Annotated in this window: 16 protein-coding genes and 1 tRNA gene; 4 read left to right on the top strand and 13 right to left on the bottom strand. The window is 27.3% G+C overall.

The features are described from left to right. Positions 1–162 precede the first annotated feature (162 nt). From ACRDDE_RS04900 to gpr, 3 genes are read right to left on the bottom strand one after another with little or no spacing between them, the layout of a single operon-like run. Positions 163–420 carry a hypothetical protein gene (locus tag ACRDDE_RS04900; RefSeq protein ID WP_438625939.1) on the bottom strand — a complete coding sequence of 86 codons (258 nt, stop codon included), beginning with the start codon at positions 418–420 and terminating at the stop codon, positions 163–165. A 9-nt stretch (positions 421–429) separates the two neighbouring features. Next, positions 430–1,401, bottom strand: coding sequence for a stage II sporulation protein P (gene spoIIP, locus ACRDDE_RS04895; protein WP_438625937.1), 972 nt, complete (start codon positions 1,399–1,401; stop codon positions 430–432). Positions 1,402–1,413: 12 nt separating this feature from the next. After that, positions 1,414–2,370 carry a GPR endopeptidase gene (gene gpr, locus ACRDDE_RS04890; protein WP_438625935.1) on the bottom strand — a complete coding sequence of 319 codons (957 nt, stop codon included), beginning with the start codon at positions 2,368–2,370 and terminating at the stop codon, positions 1,414–1,416. Between the two features lie 275 nt (positions 2,371–2,645). Here gpr and rpsT point away from each other — a divergent pair, with 275 nt between their 5' ends. Beyond that, on the top strand, positions 2,646–2,912 hold the full coding sequence (rpsT, locus tag ACRDDE_RS04885) for a 30S ribosomal protein S20 (protein ID WP_021432084.1): 267 nt from the start codon (positions 2,646–2,648) through the stop codon (positions 2,910–2,912). 370 nt (positions 2,913–3,282) lie between these two features. On the opposite strand, the gene holA is transcribed toward rpsT, so the two are convergent. The 4 genes from holA to ACRDDE_RS04865 all read right to left on the bottom strand — a co-directional run bounded on the left by holA (position 3,283) and on the right by ACRDDE_RS04865 (position 7,712). After that, positions 3,283–4,314 carry a DNA polymerase III subunit delta gene (gene holA, locus ACRDDE_RS04880; RefSeq protein ID WP_438625933.1) on the bottom strand — a complete coding sequence of 344 codons (1,032 nt, stop codon included), beginning with the start codon at positions 4,312–4,314 and terminating at the stop codon, positions 3,283–3,285. Next, positions 4,268–5,554: a ComEC/Rec2 family competence protein gene (locus ACRDDE_RS04875; protein WP_438625931.1), complete on the bottom strand. Its 1,287-nt coding sequence runs from the start codon at positions 5,552–5,554 to the stop codon at positions 4,268–4,270. Before ACRDDE_RS04875 ends, holA begins: the two co-directional genes overlap by 47 nt. Positions 5,555–5,638: 84 nt before the next feature. Next, positions 5,639–6,805: a GNAT family N-acetyltransferase gene (locus ACRDDE_RS04870; RefSeq protein WP_438625930.1), complete on the bottom strand. Its 1,167-nt coding sequence runs from the start codon at positions 6,803–6,805 to the stop codon at positions 5,639–5,641. A 1-nt stretch (position 6,806) separates the two neighbouring features. Further along, positions 6,807–7,712 carry a DUF2156 domain-containing protein gene (locus ACRDDE_RS04865; RefSeq protein ID WP_220796760.1) on the bottom strand — a complete coding sequence of 302 codons (906 nt, stop codon included), beginning with the start codon at positions 7,710–7,712 and terminating at the stop codon, positions 6,807–6,809. Between the two features lie 162 nt (positions 7,713–7,874). Here ACRDDE_RS04865 and ACRDDE_RS04860 point away from each other — a divergent pair, with 162 nt between their 5' ends. After that, the gene (locus tag ACRDDE_RS04860) at positions 7,875–8,699 is read left to right on the top strand and encodes a ComEC/Rec2 family competence protein (protein ID WP_438625929.1); all 825 of its coding nucleotides are present in this window, start codon (positions 7,875–7,877) and stop codon (positions 8,697–8,699) included. Between the two features lie 144 nt (positions 8,700–8,843). On the opposite strand, the gene ACRDDE_RS04855 is transcribed toward ACRDDE_RS04860, so the two are convergent. Beyond that, positions 8,844–9,548, bottom strand: coding sequence for a tRNA threonylcarbamoyladenosine dehydratase (locus ACRDDE_RS04855; protein WP_438625928.1), 705 nt, complete (start codon positions 9,546–9,548; stop codon positions 8,844–8,846). Positions 9,549–9,628: 80 nt separating this feature from the next. Between ACRDDE_RS04855 and ACRDDE_RS04850 the strand changes: the two genes are divergently transcribed. Further along, complete coding sequence (locus ACRDDE_RS04850; RefSeq protein ID WP_038285024.1) at positions 9,629–10,348, top strand: hypothetical protein; 720 nt, start codon at positions 9,629–9,631, stop codon at positions 10,346–10,348. Positions 10,349–10,399: 51 nt separating this feature from the next. On the opposite strand, the gene ACRDDE_RS04845 is transcribed toward ACRDDE_RS04850, so the two are convergent. The 3 genes from ACRDDE_RS04845 to ACRDDE_RS04835 all read right to left on the bottom strand — a co-directional run bounded on the left by ACRDDE_RS04845 (position 10,400) and on the right by ACRDDE_RS04835 (position 11,746). After that, positions 10,400–10,496 (bottom strand) — tRNA-Sec (locus tag ACRDDE_RS04845). Positions 10,497–10,691: 195 nt separating this feature from the next. Next, on the bottom strand, positions 10,692–11,366 hold the full coding sequence (locus ACRDDE_RS04840; RefSeq protein ID WP_278681693.1) for a uracil-DNA glycosylase: 675 nt from the start codon (positions 11,364–11,366) through the stop codon (positions 10,692–10,694). A 14-nt stretch (positions 11,367–11,380) separates the two neighbouring features. Beyond that, positions 11,381–11,746: a NusG domain II-containing protein gene (locus ACRDDE_RS04835; RefSeq protein ID WP_438625927.1), complete on the bottom strand. Its 366-nt coding sequence runs from the start codon at positions 11,744–11,746 to the stop codon at positions 11,381–11,383. A gap of 61 nt (positions 11,747–11,807) precedes the next feature. On the opposite strand from ACRDDE_RS04835, the gene ACRDDE_RS04830 reads away from it, so the two are divergent. Further along, on the top strand, positions 11,808–12,854 hold the full coding sequence (locus ACRDDE_RS04830; protein WP_438625926.1) for an FAD:protein FMN transferase: 1,047 nt from the start codon (positions 11,808–11,810) through the stop codon (positions 12,852–12,854). A gap of 127 nt (positions 12,855–12,981) precedes the next feature. Here ACRDDE_RS04830 and selB read toward each other — a convergent pair whose 3' ends face one another. Together selB and selA are read right to left on the bottom strand one after the other, a co-directional pair. Beyond that, positions 12,982–14,865, bottom strand: a complete 1,884-nt coding sequence (gene selB / locus ACRDDE_RS04825) for a selenocysteine-specific translation elongation factor (protein ID WP_438625924.1) — start codon at positions 14,863–14,865, stop codon at positions 12,982–12,984. Between the two features lie 2 nt (positions 14,866–14,867). Then, on the bottom strand, positions 14,868–16,075 hold a 1,208-nt coding region (selA, locus tag ACRDDE_RS04820; protein WP_438625922.1), incomplete at its 5' end, for an L-seryl-tRNA(Sec) selenium transferase.

Raw genomic sequence — 16,075 nt, 5'->3', positions numbered from 1 at the left:
TTCTCGTTCTACTTTGTTTGCTGTCCACCTTTTATTCCTCCTTTTTATTATTATCATAACTTTTATTTTATAATATATCCGCAATTATGTAAATATTGATACAACAATTTAAACAAAGGTTCTTAAAATAATATTAGGGTTATCGTATAGATAACCCTAATATTATTTAAAATTATTAAGTTTGCTTATTTTTTCTTCTACATCTTTTACAGTTTTCATAAATGAACCATTTAAGTTTTCTATAAACACTTCTATGTTGTACTTCTCTATCTTTCCTATCATAAGTGTAGCCTCTTTATCTATTAAAAATATGCATCCACTTATTACACAAACCATAGTTAATATAAATATTCCTCTATATATAGGCCTTCTAGATAGCTTTTTAATCTTTTCCTCTTTTTTACGTTCTGCTCGGCTCATAGTTCTATCCTACATACCTTTTTCTTTTAAAAATTCATCTATTACTTCTGCAATATACTTAACTGATGCTTGAGCTTCTTCTATAGTATTTGCATTTCCTCCCACTTCTAGTAACAATGGCTTGTCTGACTTATATTGGTTGAATTTTGCTTTTGGTTTTTTAACTACTGGTCTTGTTATTCCTGGGTATTTACTTTCAGCAAATGCTGTAATTTCTTTTGCTAATTGTAAATTGTTAGAATAGTTCTCACTCTTTTCACCTACAACAAATAAAAATTTAGCAATATTTTCTCCATTTATTTTAGTCGTACATGCATCATGGAAATCTTTTTTAGCTTTTTCACTTGCTATATCTCTACCATCTCTATGTAAATCTATTATTACATCAATGCTTTTATATTTTGTCTTCATTGTTTCTATCGTTTTTAAACTTCTACTATATGCCCCTGTAAACTCTGGCATATCATGATAAGTAGTATTGTGAACTACAGATCTTCCTCTTTTATCTAATTCTTGAGTTAAAAGTGCTCCAATTTCCAGTGTAGCATTTTCTTTATCATAAGAGTGATAGTTTCCAGTTGGAGAATTTACATACGTTTCTCCTCCATGAGTATGATATATAAGAATTTGAGGCTGGTCTTTTGTTACTAAGACATTATCTACATATTTGCTGCTTGTAGATGCTGTTTCTGTAGTTTTTTCTTTTTTCGATGAATCCTCAACTTTAGGAACATTCTCTTCTCCTACATACATCTTTACAAATTCATCATCTTTTTTTGTAGATTTTTTTTCTGATTTATTTTCTGCTTTACTTGCTTTATTTTCATTTTCAGATTTAGGTGTATCTACCTTAGTCTCTGGATAACTTGTATTTATAAGAAATTTTAAAAACTCATCTTCATTTAGTGCATACGATGTCTTAAAACATAACCCACATATAACACAGGTTAAAATGCTCAAACTAGCAACTTTTCTTCTCATATTATATCCTCCTTAATTTACAATTCTCCCAGGATGAAGCGATCTATTTAAGCCTTCGCTTATTATTACTGCTAGATTTTCAATCGTATCATCTATATCTTTTGGTGTAACTATTAAATTCTTATCATATGGTTCTAGTGATTCTCTTATAAAATGATATTTTTCTTCTTCTTTTAACTCTTTTAACATGTTGTAAAAATCTTTGCTTTCTTTGGATTGTTCCATAAGATTATCAATTGCAAGGTCAAGCACATCACTAGTTAATGTTGCAGCATCAACTACAGTTGGAACTCCTATCGCTATTACGTCTACACCTAAATAGTCTTTATTTAATGCTTTTCGTTTATTACCAACCCCTCCTCCAGGTGAAATTCCAGCTGTTGAAATTTGTATCGTAGAGTTTACTCTTTCCATTTTCCTTGAGGCTAGGGCATCTATTGCTATAACTCTATCAGGCTTTATCATATCAACTATTGATTTTACTATCTCGCTTGTCTCTATACCTGTAATTCCCATTACCCCGGGACTAAGACCTGCAACTTCTGTAAAGTCATCATCATATTCTTTGTTGTAGTTTTTAAATATATGTCTAGTTACTAGAGTTTTAGAAACAGCTTTAGGTCCTAATGCATCTGATGTTATATTCCAGTTACCAAGCCCTATAACTAACGTCTTTTTAGTTTTATCAGTTCCAAGTATATCTATTAATTCATCTTTTAAATATTCAATTACCTGCTCTCTAGATTCATCATCATCATATTTCATTAACTTACTTTCTATAGTTGTGTAAATCCCTATCCCCTTGTTCATAATTTGAGATCCTTGCTCATCTAATACTTCAACTTTAGTTACAATACAATCATCTAATTCTTTTGTATCTATTTTAACTCCAGGTATATTACTTCCATCATTACCTTGTTCATATATTTCTCTAGCTTCTAGAGCTAAATCAGTTCTTAAACTTATCATAAAACTTCCTCCATTTTAAAAGTTTAAATTTAATCATACTAAACATTGTTAACAAATTTTATAATTTTATAACCAAATAAATTTAATTTAATTTTTTTTAGAATAATTAATTTGTAGGTTGTAAAATATTTTGATTTGGGTTATAATCTAAAAAGTCAAATGGAAAGATATTAAAAAAGTTAATAATAATTATCCTTGATTTTTAGATTTATTTCTGTTAAAATCTAATATGTTGACGATGAATAATATAAACTACTCACGAGGGGGTGAACCAGATGGCAAACATAAAATCAGCAAAGAAAAGAATAAAAGTTATCGAGAAGAAAACTGCTTTAAACAGAGCTAGAAAATCTCAAATAAAAACTGCAATAAGAAAGTTCGAAGAAGCTGTTACTGCAGGAAACAGAGAAGAGGCTGCTGCTAGATTCCAATACGCTCAAAAGAGAATATCTCAAGTAGCTTCTAAAGGAACTATACACAAGAACGCTGCAGCTAGAAAAGTAGCTAAGTTAGCTCAAAAGTTAAACGGAATGAACGCTTAATTCCCGTTTAAAATAGATATTGACCCTTGATTTTAATCAAGGGTCTTTTTCTGTTTAGTTTAAAACTACACATAAAAAATTCGCTTCGCTCATGTCGCCAACGACTCCGTCCGTTGCTCAAAATGTCATTTTTTACTTTCACCAAAACATTTGTATCACTATGTTACATAAGTTACCCACAAAATTTAATTAAGTATAATTTCCTTAAGCGTAAAAAATAAGGAATTATCCAAATTTTAGATTAATAGTAAACTAGCCAAGTATTATTTAAGAATTCATCCTATACTTTAATTATCTTCAAAGTTTCATATGGATAAATTTTTAAATAATACTAAAACTAACTACATATTAAATCTATTTGAACAATTCCTTATTGGCAATACTTGCTTACAAGTATCTCTACCGCTAAATTATCTTTCATTAGTCCGTTTTTTATTTTAAAATCACTTTCTAATATAAAATTTAACATATCAACTACAGCTTCATCATCAAATAGCCTACCCTGCTTTAAGGCCTTAGTAACTACAAATGGATGCGCTGATAATTTTTCAGCTATAACTTTAGATGAATACCCTTGATTTTGTAATTGCCTTGCCTGCATCACTAATTTAAATTGCTTTGAAACCATAGCAAATATACCAAGAACAGATTCACCTTCTAAAATCATATCCGTTACTATTTTCATTGCATGTGATGAATTTTTATTTCCAATCTCATCAATTAGTTTAAATATATCATTTTCAACTTTCTTTTGAGATAATTTATCAATAATGGCTTTTGTTACATTATTTCCTTTGCCTACAAATGAAGCTATTTTATTTATTTCATTTTCTAAATCAGATAATGTCTTTTCACTGTTTTTATCTCTATATCCTTCTTGCTCTATAAAATACATGATTTCAGAATCATTTATATATACTTCATTTTGCTTGAATCTATTCTTTACCCATTTGAATAAATCCATATCACTTAACTTATCACAGTGATTAACTATTCCAACTTTATTAATTTTTTTAACTAAACTTTTTCGTTTGTCTACATCTCCATATACTAAGAAAACTATAACCGTTGTGCTAGGTACTTTTTCAATATATTCTATAAGCTCACTTTCATCACTGTCTGAAAAGTTTTTTTTCTTTCCCTTTAGTAATTCAAAATCTTTTATTATTAAAATTTTCCTCTCATCCATAAATGGAAGTGTTTCTGCATTGCTTAAAATTTGATCTAATGTCAGTTCTTTTCCATCAAGGATATCTAGGTTAAAATCTATCATACTTTCATTTAAACTTTTTTTACAAGTTTTAATTACATTTTCTATTAAATAAAACTCTCTTCCATAAAAAAGATATACATTTTTAAATTCGTTGTTGTTCATGCTCTTGATGATATCCTTGTAATTCATTTCTTTGCTCCTTTATCGTTTTTATTTCTTTATATATCATAAAAATTACTACTAAAATGTAATATGCAATAACTAAAATTTTATTAGAATTTTCAAATTCAATAAAGCTTCCCTTTATATTATATAAAAACTCTAATGTTATATATACAAAATCAATTATACTTGCATTAATCCCAACCATTATTTTAGTTAAAATTAAACTAAACGGCAATACTATAGCACTTAAAATGCTAATGTATATAATTATACTTAAAAGTGGTACAACTATTATATTACTAACTATAAATACAATAGATATATTATTAAAATATAAATATACCATTGGTGATGTTAATATATTAGCCGCTAAAGTAAGAGATATTATCTTAACTTTTATTTTCTCATTTATATAACCATAGAAGTATATTATAGACAATGTTGCAAGAAAAGACAATTGGAAACTTATATTATAAACCACATATGGATTATTTATTATTAAGGAAATACCTACAATAGACAGGTTATTTAGACTATCTGACCTTTTTTCTACAAAAATTGCCAAATAAGATATCAAGCTACAAACTATAGCTCTTATTATAGATGGGGATTGTCCAACCATAATACTGTAGCCCCACAGTATAAAACCTAAAAAAGCAAATTTAAGCAAATTATTTATTTTACCAAGGCTAAACCCAATTATAGTTATAAGTATGCTTACATGAAGTCCTGATAAAGCTAAAATGTGACTTACTCCAGTTTTAGAAAAAATTTCAGTTACTTCTAAATCTATACCTTCTTTTTCACCTAAAATTATCGAATTTAAAAATTTAGATTTGTCTTTATATAAATACTTTATTGTTTTACTTATTTTATTTTTTATATTAAATAATTTGATATAAATAAAATTATCTCCAATAATTGTATAATTATTTATTTCTACAATACCCTTATACCCTTTGCTCTTTAGATACCTGCTATAATCAATTTTTTCATCCTTAAAGTTTTCATATTTTTTTAACTTTCCTTTAAAGCTTATAATTTGACCTGGCTTTATCTCTATTTTATTAGAATAATCATTTATTAAATAATCTTCAATATGATATTGGACATAATTATTTTTCTTTACTTTATTTTTAACTAGTCCTTCTATTTCTATATTATAATTTTTATCATTTTTATAATCTTCATTTGAATAAAAACTTGTAACAATAAAGCTTATGCTTATCATTATACAAAACGCTATAAATATTGGCCTTCTCATAAAAAATCTCCTAGACATACTTTTCTAAATTATGTACATATAAAATTTTTTAAATCAAAAAAGGAAAAAGCAAGTACTTTTTCCTTATACATATTCATTTATATAATTTTCTTTTTTATTAAATATAGAATTTAGTAAGTCTATTGCCTTTTTATTTTTATCTGTTACCTCAATATTTTCTAAAAATAAAATTTGATTTATATCAGTATACTCAAAAGCCATTTGACTTAAATCATTTATGCTTAATTTAAAATCTGCTTCACTATTGCTTTTTCTAGATACTATTTTATTATTTGAAATGTTAATTTCAAAAACATCATCATTCTCTTTTATTTGATTATCATCAATTTTTATATATACACTATCTACGTCTTCATGTTCTATGCAAATGTCATTTAAGAATTTTTCAACATTTATAACTCTTCCCATCATAAATGGTTTTAAACTTATATCATTATCCTTTAAGTTTGGTAATATAAATCTTATACTATCTGTAATAGGAGACATTACTTTTATATTTTTACATTGAGTATTATGGTTGAAAATAAACTTTAACATAGACTTTAAAGAGTTTATATTTTTATAACACAGTTCTCTTACAAACATAGTGTCTCCCATAATGAAATATATTATATATCCATCATATTCATTATCTTTATGTATGTAAATATGACCATTTTCACATTCTATTTCTTTAAATAAATTTTCATAATAAAATTTATCTCTAACAACATATCCATTACATTTAGATACAAACTCGTTATAAATATCAATCATATAATCTATATGACTTTCATTTATTTTTTCAAAATCTCCATTTATTTTAAATTGTTTTAAACCATCTATATCAAGTTTATATTCTAGTTGATCATAACAATGCTCATATCCATACTTTTTGTATAATCTATAGTCTATAGGCATAAGCAACGAAACTACTTGTCCTTTTTTATAAAGTTCATTTAATGAAAAGTCCATCATATCCTTCATGTATCCTTTGCCTCTTGCATTTGGAAACGTAGAAACACCTACCACATATGATGTATCGTAAACTTTTTCATTTAATTTTATTTTATATTGATTTAATTGAAGAGAAGATTTAAGTTCATCATCTTCTTTAACAATAACAGTATTTTCCGGCTTATACTTGTTGTTAAAATAATAGTCGACAAATGATTCTTCATCTCCAAAACAATAATTCCAAATATCTTTTAAATCCTCTAAATCTTCACCCTTAGCATATCTTATATCCATTTTATGCCTCCATAACCGTATACTTTTCTACAAATTTACATGGATGATATGAAAGCTTAGCTTTTCTAAGCCCTTCAATCCCTAGGTCTTCTTCTCTATTTACAAACTCTACATTTTCAAATTCATGTACTAAAAATTGTTGATTTATATATTGGTATAATCCTCTAATTTCTGGATTAGCTTTTTCAATATGAATAAGTGCCATATCTTCATTTATATATTCACCTATAGTAAATGCTTCTAACTTATTGTCTATATATACTCCAGCTACTTTAACTTCTTCTTCTAATACATCATAATTATCAAATATTTTTTTAATTCCTATAAATTCATCATCTATTCCATCATCTACATCGCCTTGTTCAGCTTTATTACTAGCCCAAGCTCTTAAAAGTTCTATGCAATCGGCAAACTCTTTTTTACCTAATTTCTTATATTCAAATCTTCCTTCATATTCTTTTAAGAAATAATTTAGATGATTTCTTTTCTTTTGATTTTTTCTTCCCTTTAATGTTCTTAGAGCCTCTGCATCATATACATAGTCAAAATAATCTCTTTCTTCTATATATTTAAACTTACCTGGATAATCTTTTTGAAGTAACTCAACAACATCTTTCGTAACAGCTCTTAAATAAATTTGGTGATCTTCATGTTTGAAGTAATTAACCATAAACTCTAAAGCTTCATGTATTTTATCTTTTTTAGCTAATGGAAGTACAGAAAATCTATCTCCTTCGTATTCTCCAACAATTAAAGCAAAATCATCATTTACATAATAACTAGTTTTATAAACATGTCTCCACATATATAAAGTAGTAAAACAATATTCACATGCTTCGTAATCAACATGATGGAAAAAAGGTTTTAATTCTTCGTATGCATTTATATCAATTTCTTTAAAAATCATAAATAACTCTCCTTTTGATGCTTATATATTAATTTATATACCCAACTTTACCGTTCATTTGAATTAATTTTAAGTTTAAAGTCTAAACTAATAAATAATGTTTTTATTTATTAATATTATCTTTATTTATTCAATATAAACAGGTAATGATTGGAGTATGTAATGAAAAAAATCATATGTTTAACATTTATTATAATAACACTTTTGGTTGGTTGTGGCAAAAAAACGCTCCTATCAGTACATATGATAGATGTAGGTCAAGGTGACAGTATCTTAATTCAAACTCCAAATAAAACTAATATATTAGTTGATGGAGGCGATGAAGATAGCTCTCTCATTATAGAAAAGTTTTTAAAATCTAAAAAAGTAAAAAACATAGATTTAGTTATAGCTACTCATCCAGATACTGACCATATAGGAAGCTTAGATGCTGTTATTGATAAATTTGAAATTTCTAAAGTTTATCTTCCAGATAAAGAAGTAAATAGTGATTCATACTACAATCTAATTCAATCTTGTAGCATGAAAAATATTCATCCTCAATTCCTCCAAAAGGGAAATATCATAAATTTAGACAATAACATAAAATTAACCGTCTTAAATCCTTCTTATACCCATTTAGATAATAATTCAAACTCTATCGTGTTCAAATTAGACTATGGTAAAAAATCATTTTTATTTACAGGTGACTGCACATTAGAAAATGAACAAGAAATATTAAATAGTTTTAACTTAAGTAATATAAATTTTTTAAAAGTTGCTCATCACGGTAGTAAAAATTCTTCAGGTGAAAATTTTATAAACACTATAACTCCTGATGTAGCAGTTATATCTTGTGGGTATGATAACGAATACGGACATCCACATAAGGAAACTCTTCTTAATTTATCAAAAACAAAAACAAAAGTCTATAGAACTGATAAACAAGGTCACTTATCCTTTTACAGTGACGGGAATACCATAACCACCTCATCACCACCTAAATAGTAAAGTAAATAAAAAAAGTGATTGAGACTTAGCGAAATGTTAATGGATAATTTAATCGACATTTACAGGCCAGATTTTAAAGCCTGTATGGAGATAAATTATTCATTAACATGTAGCACTAGCCAAAATCACTTTTTACTTAATTTACTTTATTAAATCATTTACTACTACAGATGCTATTGTAAGCCCCCCTACTGAAGGTACAAACGATATACTTCCTGGAGTTATTTTCTTTCCATTCATAATTTTTTCTTTTAACTCTACAGGTTGCTCTGTTGAATATACAACTTTTAATTTTTTTACTTTTCTATCTCTTAATTCTTTTCTCATAACTTTAGCAAGTGGACACATTTGAGTTTTATATATATCCGTAACTACTATTTTTGTAGGATCTAACTTATTTCCCATCCCCATAGAACTTATTATATTTAAATTCTTTTTAACACAAGTTTCGATCAAATGAATTTTAGAAGTAACCATATCTATAGCATCTATAACATAATCATATTCTTCACATAATATTTCTTCGCTATTTTCCGCTGTATATTTTGCTTTTATTGCTTTTATATCTATATTTGGATTTATATCTAAAATTCTATCTTTCATAACATCAACTTTGTATTTTCCTACAGTTGAGTGAAGTGCTGGTATTTGTCTATTTATATTAGTTATGTCTACATCATCAAAGTCTACGATAGTCATCTTGCCTACACCCGCTCTAGCTATAGCCTCTGCAGCAAAACTTCCTACTCCTCCAACTCCAAATACAATTACATTTGAATTTTGTAATTTTTCAATTCCTTCATTTCCGATTATAAGACCTGTTCTCGTTTTAAAATTTTTGTTCATGCTTTAAATATCTCCTTGTGTAATTTTTTTCATGTGCAAGAATATAATTTAATATCGATTATACAAATAGGGGTGATGCTTTGAAAAAATTAATTAATTTTCTATTTTATATACTTATAATAAATGTATTAGTTTCATTGCTTTTAATACTCGACGTAAGTTCTTCTAAAAATAATATCCATTCAGATATTATAGAATCCCTATCTAATAACGATAATTATAATTTGATTGTTCAGATTTTAAAAGATACTAATAAAGAAGATTTTATAAGATATATAGATTATATGCAACTCGATATTCATAAAAATTTAGAAAATGGTCCAAATAACTATATAGCATTCTCTATAAGATTGCCTCAAAATAAATCTTTTATATCATTTTATGTAAAAAATAAAGATAATACTTACTCATTTGATTCAATTGTAGATAATTTAGACGACATAAATGAATTTTATTTTTATAAAGATTTTTTAGTAGTTGAGCAAAACTGTGAAGATGAAACTACATACTCAAATGATAAAAAATTTATAGAGATATTTTATCAAGAAGGCCTTAAGTATTCATCTAAACTAAAAAAAGATCTATATTTCGAAAAAATAGATTTAAAAAGTAATGATAAAATTAAAGTATCTGGAAGTATGGACTTTCTAGACGACTACCCTCCCCAAATACTATATGTCTCAACAATCTCATCAAATGATAATTCCTTTTCTAAAGACGTTTCAAAAGAATTATATATATGGGATAATGACCTTAAACAATTTACAATGAGCCAAAAAGAAAACCTTGCAGATAATTAAGTTATTAAAATCAAAAAAAGAACTTCTATACAGAAGTTCTTTTCATTTAATTGGCGGGAGTGCGTGGGAATCGAACCCACCCAAGAAGCTCTTAACCCCTCATACTAGTTTTGAAGACTAGAGGGCACACCAGCACCCATCCACCCCCATATGGGATGTCCTCTCACTTACAAACTTATATTACCATATATATTTTTTTGATGCAACTGTTTTTAGCAAACATTTTCATATTTTTACAATTTTCTATATAATTTAACTTTAATTTTTTTAAATTTTAATTTTTTTAACCTTAAAAAATAAAATCCTTTCATATATTAAAAGGATTTTATTTTTATTATATATTTTATATATTTGGAATTTGCCAGTCTATAGGCTCTTTTCCTAATTTAATTAAGATATCATTAACCTGAGAAAATGGTTTAGATCCAAAAAATCCTCTACTAGCTGATAGTGGACTTGGATGTGCAGATTCTATTATGTAATGTCTATTTGTATCTATTAATTTTTTCTTACTTCTTGCATTATTTCCCCATAGGACAAATATTACAGGATCTTCTCTTAAGTTTAAAGTCTCTATTATATGATCTGTGAAAATCTCCCATCCTTTTCCTTTATGAGAGTTTGCTTCATGAGCTCTAACTGTAAGTGCTGTATTTAATAGTAATATACCTTGTTTTGTCCAAGGAACTAAAAATCCATTATTAGGTATAAAGCATTCAAATTCTGAATTTAATTCTTTGTACATATTTAATAAAGACGGAGGTGTTTTTACTCCAGGCTTTACCGAAAATGCAAGCCCATGAGCTTGATTTTCTCCATGATAAGGATCTTGACCTAAGATTAGTACTTTAGTATCTTTGTATGATGTATATTTCAATGCATTAAATATGTCATGCATATCAGGATATATAATATTATTTTTATATTCCTCTTTTAAAAACTCTCTTAATTTCAAATAATATGGTTTTTCAAATTCACCTTTTAATATTTCATCCCAATCGTTTCCTATGTTAACCATTTCTTCACCTACTTTTAATTTGCTATTGTGTCTATATCATTTTTTTCATTACTGATTATTTTTATACTTACCTTATTAGGTATGCATACTATATTTTTATTAGACTTATCTATAAATCCAGTTTTCACACACACTTTGTCTGGGCATGATGCATCTACGACTTCAACACCTTTATCATGAATTTTAATCTTGTTAAATCCAGAATCTGTTTTTATAGTTATATCTTCAGTTGCATCAATAGGAATTTCCTTATATACCTTATTATCTAAATATATAACTATTTTTTCACCTTTATCTTGGTTTTTGAAAAAGCTAAAACTTATCCAAACTCCTATTATGATTAAAACTGATAAAATAAGAAAAAAATCGTTTTTCTTCATTTTTAGCCTCCAAGCATTTATAATATAATTAAATATATCATAAATATAAAGGGGAAACAGCATGAAAAATAAAAAACTTATACTTTATATAGCAATTTTAGCAATTTTAGCTATATTTTCATTTTTAATCTTTAGGCAAAAAATTAATACATATTCAAAAACTATGTACTACCTAGGTACTGTTAATGAAGTTACACTATATACTAAATCTAATGAAAAAGAAGCTAATGAGATTTTAAATAATTGTGAAAATATAATAAAAGACATAGATAATAAAATGAATCCATCTACATTATCTAGTGATATTTACAAAATTAATGAAAATGCTGGTAAGTCTTATACTAGAGTATCACCAGATACTTTTAAAGTTATAAAAACAGCTCTGCACTTTTCAGATTTATCAGATGGACATTTTGATGTTTCAGTTGGTTCATTAGTTCAACTATGGAATATAGGAAATGAAAAAGCTAGAGTTCCTAGTCAAGATGAAATAAATTCAGTTTTACCTACAATAAATTATAAAAATATAATTTTAGATGAGAAAAATAATAGCGTAATGCTAAAACACGAAGGTACAAAGTTAGACTTAGGTGGAATTGCTAAAGGTTACGCTGCTGACAAAGTAGTTGAGTATCTTAAAAAACAAAAAATTGAAGGATCTATAGTAAACCTAGGCGGAAATATTTTTACAATTGGATCTAAAGATGGTAAAAATAAATTTAATATAGGAGTTCAAGATCCAACTAAACCTAGAGGAAATGCTATAGGAAGTATATCAACAACAGATAACTCAGTAGTTACATCAGGAATTTATGAAAGATATATAGAAAAAGACGGGAAAATTTATCACCATATATTAAGCCCTAAAGCTGGATATCCTGTTGAAAATGAGCTTAGTAGTGTAACTATAGTTTCAAACAATTCAATGAATTGCGATGCACTATCTACTACAGTTTTTTCACTTGGAACTAAAGAAGGCCTTAAATTAATAGAATCTTTACCAAACACAGAAGCAATATTTATAACAAAAAATAAAAAAATATACCTAACTCCAGGTCTTAAAGATTCATTTAACCTTAAAGACTCAACCTTCACCATTCAAAATTAAAAAAAGTAAGCATTAACTAAAAGTTAGATATATGGATGTTTCCGAAACACTTAAAGACCGCTCTTTTTAGGTCTTTGTGTGAAGGAAACATCCATATATTTAACAAACTAATCAATACTTACTTTTTTTAAAATAACACTCTTTTATTTTCAACTCTTTTTGTAATCTTATTTCTATCAAAATCTTCTAATATTATCATGCAGTTCTTTCTACTTGAATTAACTAAATCTCTATAATCACCTAAAGTTATTTCTTTATTTTCCTCTAAATACGTTATAAGCTTTTCTTTAGCATCGTTATATACTTTCGAAGACATTAAATAACTATCCTCAATTCTTACAACAGTATTTCCAATTAAAGATTCTAACACTTCTTCGTATTCTTTTTTATTGTTAGTTATATCTTCAATTTCATAAATATTATTTAGGCCTGCATTGTTTAATATTTTCTCTATCTCATTTTTTATTTTTGTTTGCTTTTCGTTAAATATAACATTAAATTTCTTTAGTGAAACAAAATTTCCATTAACTTTTATAAGCTCATCATTTATAAATAAATCTAGTAAAACATCAAAATCTCTTGTTTTAAATTTACTTTCAACTTTAGATCTAACTTCTTCTTTTAACATACCCTCTCTTAATCTAAACTTCTTATGGTATGTTTGAAGTTCACTTTCTGCTTTTTCTTTTAATGCGTTATATTGGTTTATATGCATGTACATATTGTTTATACATATAACTTTATCTTGTCCGATAAGCTTTTCTAATGATTTTTTTATATTATCTTCACTCTCTCCACTATAACTCATAATTTCTTTTATATTAGGATAGTTTCTAGAGTTATTTTTTAAGTAAGCTTCTAATATATCTGAAAGCTCTCCTTTTTCCTTTATTTTAAGAGCTTCTATTACGTTAGTATCAAATCTCTTATGTTTTCTTGGATTAGTATCTATAACTATGCCTCCCCCTATCGTTTCCATAGGAGAATATCTTCTTACGACAAACTTATCACCTTTTTTTGCAACTATGCTTTCTTCAAGTCTAAGTTGAACTAAGCCACTTTCTCCTGACATTATTTCTTCTACCTCTAACGGTACTGCTCTACAAAGTATTTCTCTAGTACCATGGTAAAGTCTTAATCTATCCCAGTGTTTAAGCCCTGCATCTGTATGTTTAACAACGCTTAATCTAACATCTAACATCATTGCTTCTTCTAATGAATGAGGTGATGCTAACACATCTCCCCTGTTAATCTCTTCAACCTTTACATTAGATATATTTATAGCCGTTCTTTGGCCAGCATAAGCTGTTTCAACACCCTCTCCATGAACTTGTATACTTCTTATCTTTGTTTTAAGTTCTTTTGGATATATTACTAGGTCATCATCTATACTTATTTTACCTTCTATTAAAGTCCCCGTTACAACTGTACCAAATCCCTTTATAGAAAATACTCTATCTATATTAAGTCTAGCTGGAGTTTCTAAGTTTTTATCTTCTATTTCATCAGTCATTTTATCAATTTTGTTGATAAGATTATCTAAACCTTTTTTAGATATAGAATCTACTTCTATAATTTCTGCATCTTCTAAAAATGTTCCCTTAACTTTTTCTCTTATATCCTCTTTTACTAACTCTCTGAAGTCTTCTTCCACAGTGTCACTTTTAGTTAAGACTATCATTCCTTTTTTTATATTTAAAAATGTTAAAATATCCATATGTTCTACAGTTTGAGGCATAACCCCTTCATCCGCTGCAACAACTAATAAAACCATATCAAGTCCAGATGCTCCTGCTAACATGTTTTTTATAAATTTTTCATGTCCTGGAACATCTACAATCCCTGCTCTTTTATTACTTGGTAAGTCAAAGTAAGTAAATCCTAAATTTATAGATATACCTCTTTTCTTTTCTTCAGCTAATGTGTCTGTTTCTCTTCCTGTAAGTGCTTTTATAAGAGTGGTTTTACCGTGGTCTATATGTCCAGCCGTTCCTATTATTACGTTTTTCATGTTTAACCTCCTATTAAAGCTTTTTCTAATTCATTTTTTACAATTTTAAATTCATCTTCAAATATAGTTCTTGAATCTAATACATACTTATCATCATAAACTCTAGCTATAATATGAGCATCACTTAATCTAAGTTTCTTTTCTAATGTTGAAACATTTATATTTTTAGGAGTTATAGATATAACTTTAGAATCTATAGTCTCTAAAGGCATAGATCCACCTCCAACTTGAGATAAGCCATCTTCAATTGTTATATTTGCATATTTATCTAAATGTTTTATTTTTTCATATAAATTGTTAGCTTTTTCTTCCAATTCACTCATTGTATAAGTTAACATTTTTAATGTTGGAATTTCTTTTCTTGCTTTTTCTTCGTCTAAGTACATTCTTAAAGTAGCTTCTAAAGCACATATAGTTAGTTTATCTACTCTTAAAGCTCTTGTAAGTTGATTCTTTTTCATTTTTTCAATATATTCTTTTTTACCAACTATAATACCCGCTTGAGGCCCGCCTAGCATCTTGTCTCCACTAAAAGTAACTACATCTGCACCTTTTCTAATAGAATCTAATACTGTTGGCTCATAGCTTAATCCATACTTAGATATATCTAAGAAAACACCACTCCCTAAATCCTCAATTACAGGTAAATCATGTCTCTTGCCTAGTTCACATAATTCATCTACATCCACACTTTGCGTAAATCCAAGTATTCTATAATTGCTTGTGTGAACTTTCATAAGAACTTTAGTATTTTCATTTATTGATTCTTCATAATCCTTTAAATGAGTTTTATTAGTTGAACCAACCTCAACTAACTCAGCTCCACTTAATGCCATTATGCTAGGTATTCTAAAAGAACCACCAACTTCAACTAACTCACCTCTAGATACTATAGCTTCCCCACCTTTTGCCATAGTGCTTAATACCAGTAGTACAGCTGCTGCATTATTGTTAACTACTAATACATCTTCAGCCCCAGTCAATCGTTTTATAGTATCTGTTAAATGGGTATATCTTGAACCCCTTTGTCCTTTATCTATATCATATTCCAAGTTTGAATATCTAGATGCCGCTTCCCAAAGCTCATCTTTTATACTTTCACTAAGAAGTGATCTTCCTAGGTTTGTATGAAGCACTGTTCCTGTAGCATTTATCACTTTCTTTAATGATAATGAGTATTTTAAATTGCATTTATTAATTGTGTTTTTTA

Source organism: Paraclostridium sp., assembly GCF_051656405.1.
Lineage (GTDB): Bacteria > Bacillota > Clostridia > Peptostreptococcales > Peptostreptococcaceae > Paraclostridium.
The sequence above is the reverse complement of the archived record's forward strand: the minus strand, read 5'-3'. Positions and strand labels throughout refer to the sequence as shown.

Bases quoted from the DNA above. Each gene is read 5' to 3' on its own strand.
- ACRDDE_RS04900 (WP_438625939.1), bottom strand. From the start codon at position 420: ATGAGCCGAGCAGAACGTAAAAAAGAGGAAAAGATTAAAAAGCTATCT.
- spoIIP (WP_438625937.1), bottom strand. From the start codon at position 1,401: ATGAGAAGAAAAGTTGCTAGTTTGAGCATTTTAACCTGTGTTATATGT.
- gpr (WP_438625935.1), bottom strand. From the start codon at position 2,370: ATGATAAGTTTAAGAACTGATTTAGCTCTAGAAGCTAGAGAAATATAT.
- rpsT (WP_021432084.1), top strand. From the start codon at position 2,646: ATGGCAAACATAAAATCAGCAAAGAAAAGAATAAAAGTTATCGAGAAG.
- holA (WP_438625933.1), bottom strand. From the start codon at position 4,314: ATGAATTACAAGGATATCATCAAGAGCATGAACAACAACGAATTTAAA.
- ACRDDE_RS04875 (WP_438625931.1), bottom strand. From the start codon at position 5,554: ATGAGAAGGCCAATATTTATAGCGTTTTGTATAATGATAAGCATAAGC.
- ACRDDE_RS04870 (WP_438625930.1), bottom strand. From the start codon at position 6,805: ATGGATATAAGATATGCTAAGGGTGAAGATTTAGAGGATTTAAAAGAT.
- ACRDDE_RS04865 (WP_220796760.1), bottom strand. From the start codon at position 7,712: ATGATTTTTAAAGAAATTGATATAAATGCATACGAAGAATTAAAACCT.
- ACRDDE_RS04860 (WP_438625929.1), top strand. From the start codon at position 7,875: ATGAAAAAAATCATATGTTTAACATTTATTATAATAACACTTTTGGTT.
- ACRDDE_RS04855 (WP_438625928.1), bottom strand. From the start codon at position 9,548: ATGAACAAAAATTTTAAAACGAGAACAGGTCTTATAATCGGAAATGAA.
- ACRDDE_RS04840 (WP_278681693.1), bottom strand. From the start codon at position 11,366: ATGGTTAACATAGGAAACGATTGGGATGAAATATTAAAAGGTGAATTT.
- ACRDDE_RS04835 (WP_438625927.1), bottom strand. From the start codon at position 11,746: ATGAAGAAAAACGATTTTTTTCTTATTTTATCAGTTTTAATCATAATA.
- ACRDDE_RS04830 (WP_438625926.1), top strand. From the start codon at position 11,808: ATGAAAAATAAAAAACTTATACTTTATATAGCAATTTTAGCAATTTTA.
- selB (WP_438625924.1), bottom strand. From the start codon at position 14,865: ATGAAAAACGTAATAATAGGAACGGCTGGACATATAGACCACGGTAAA.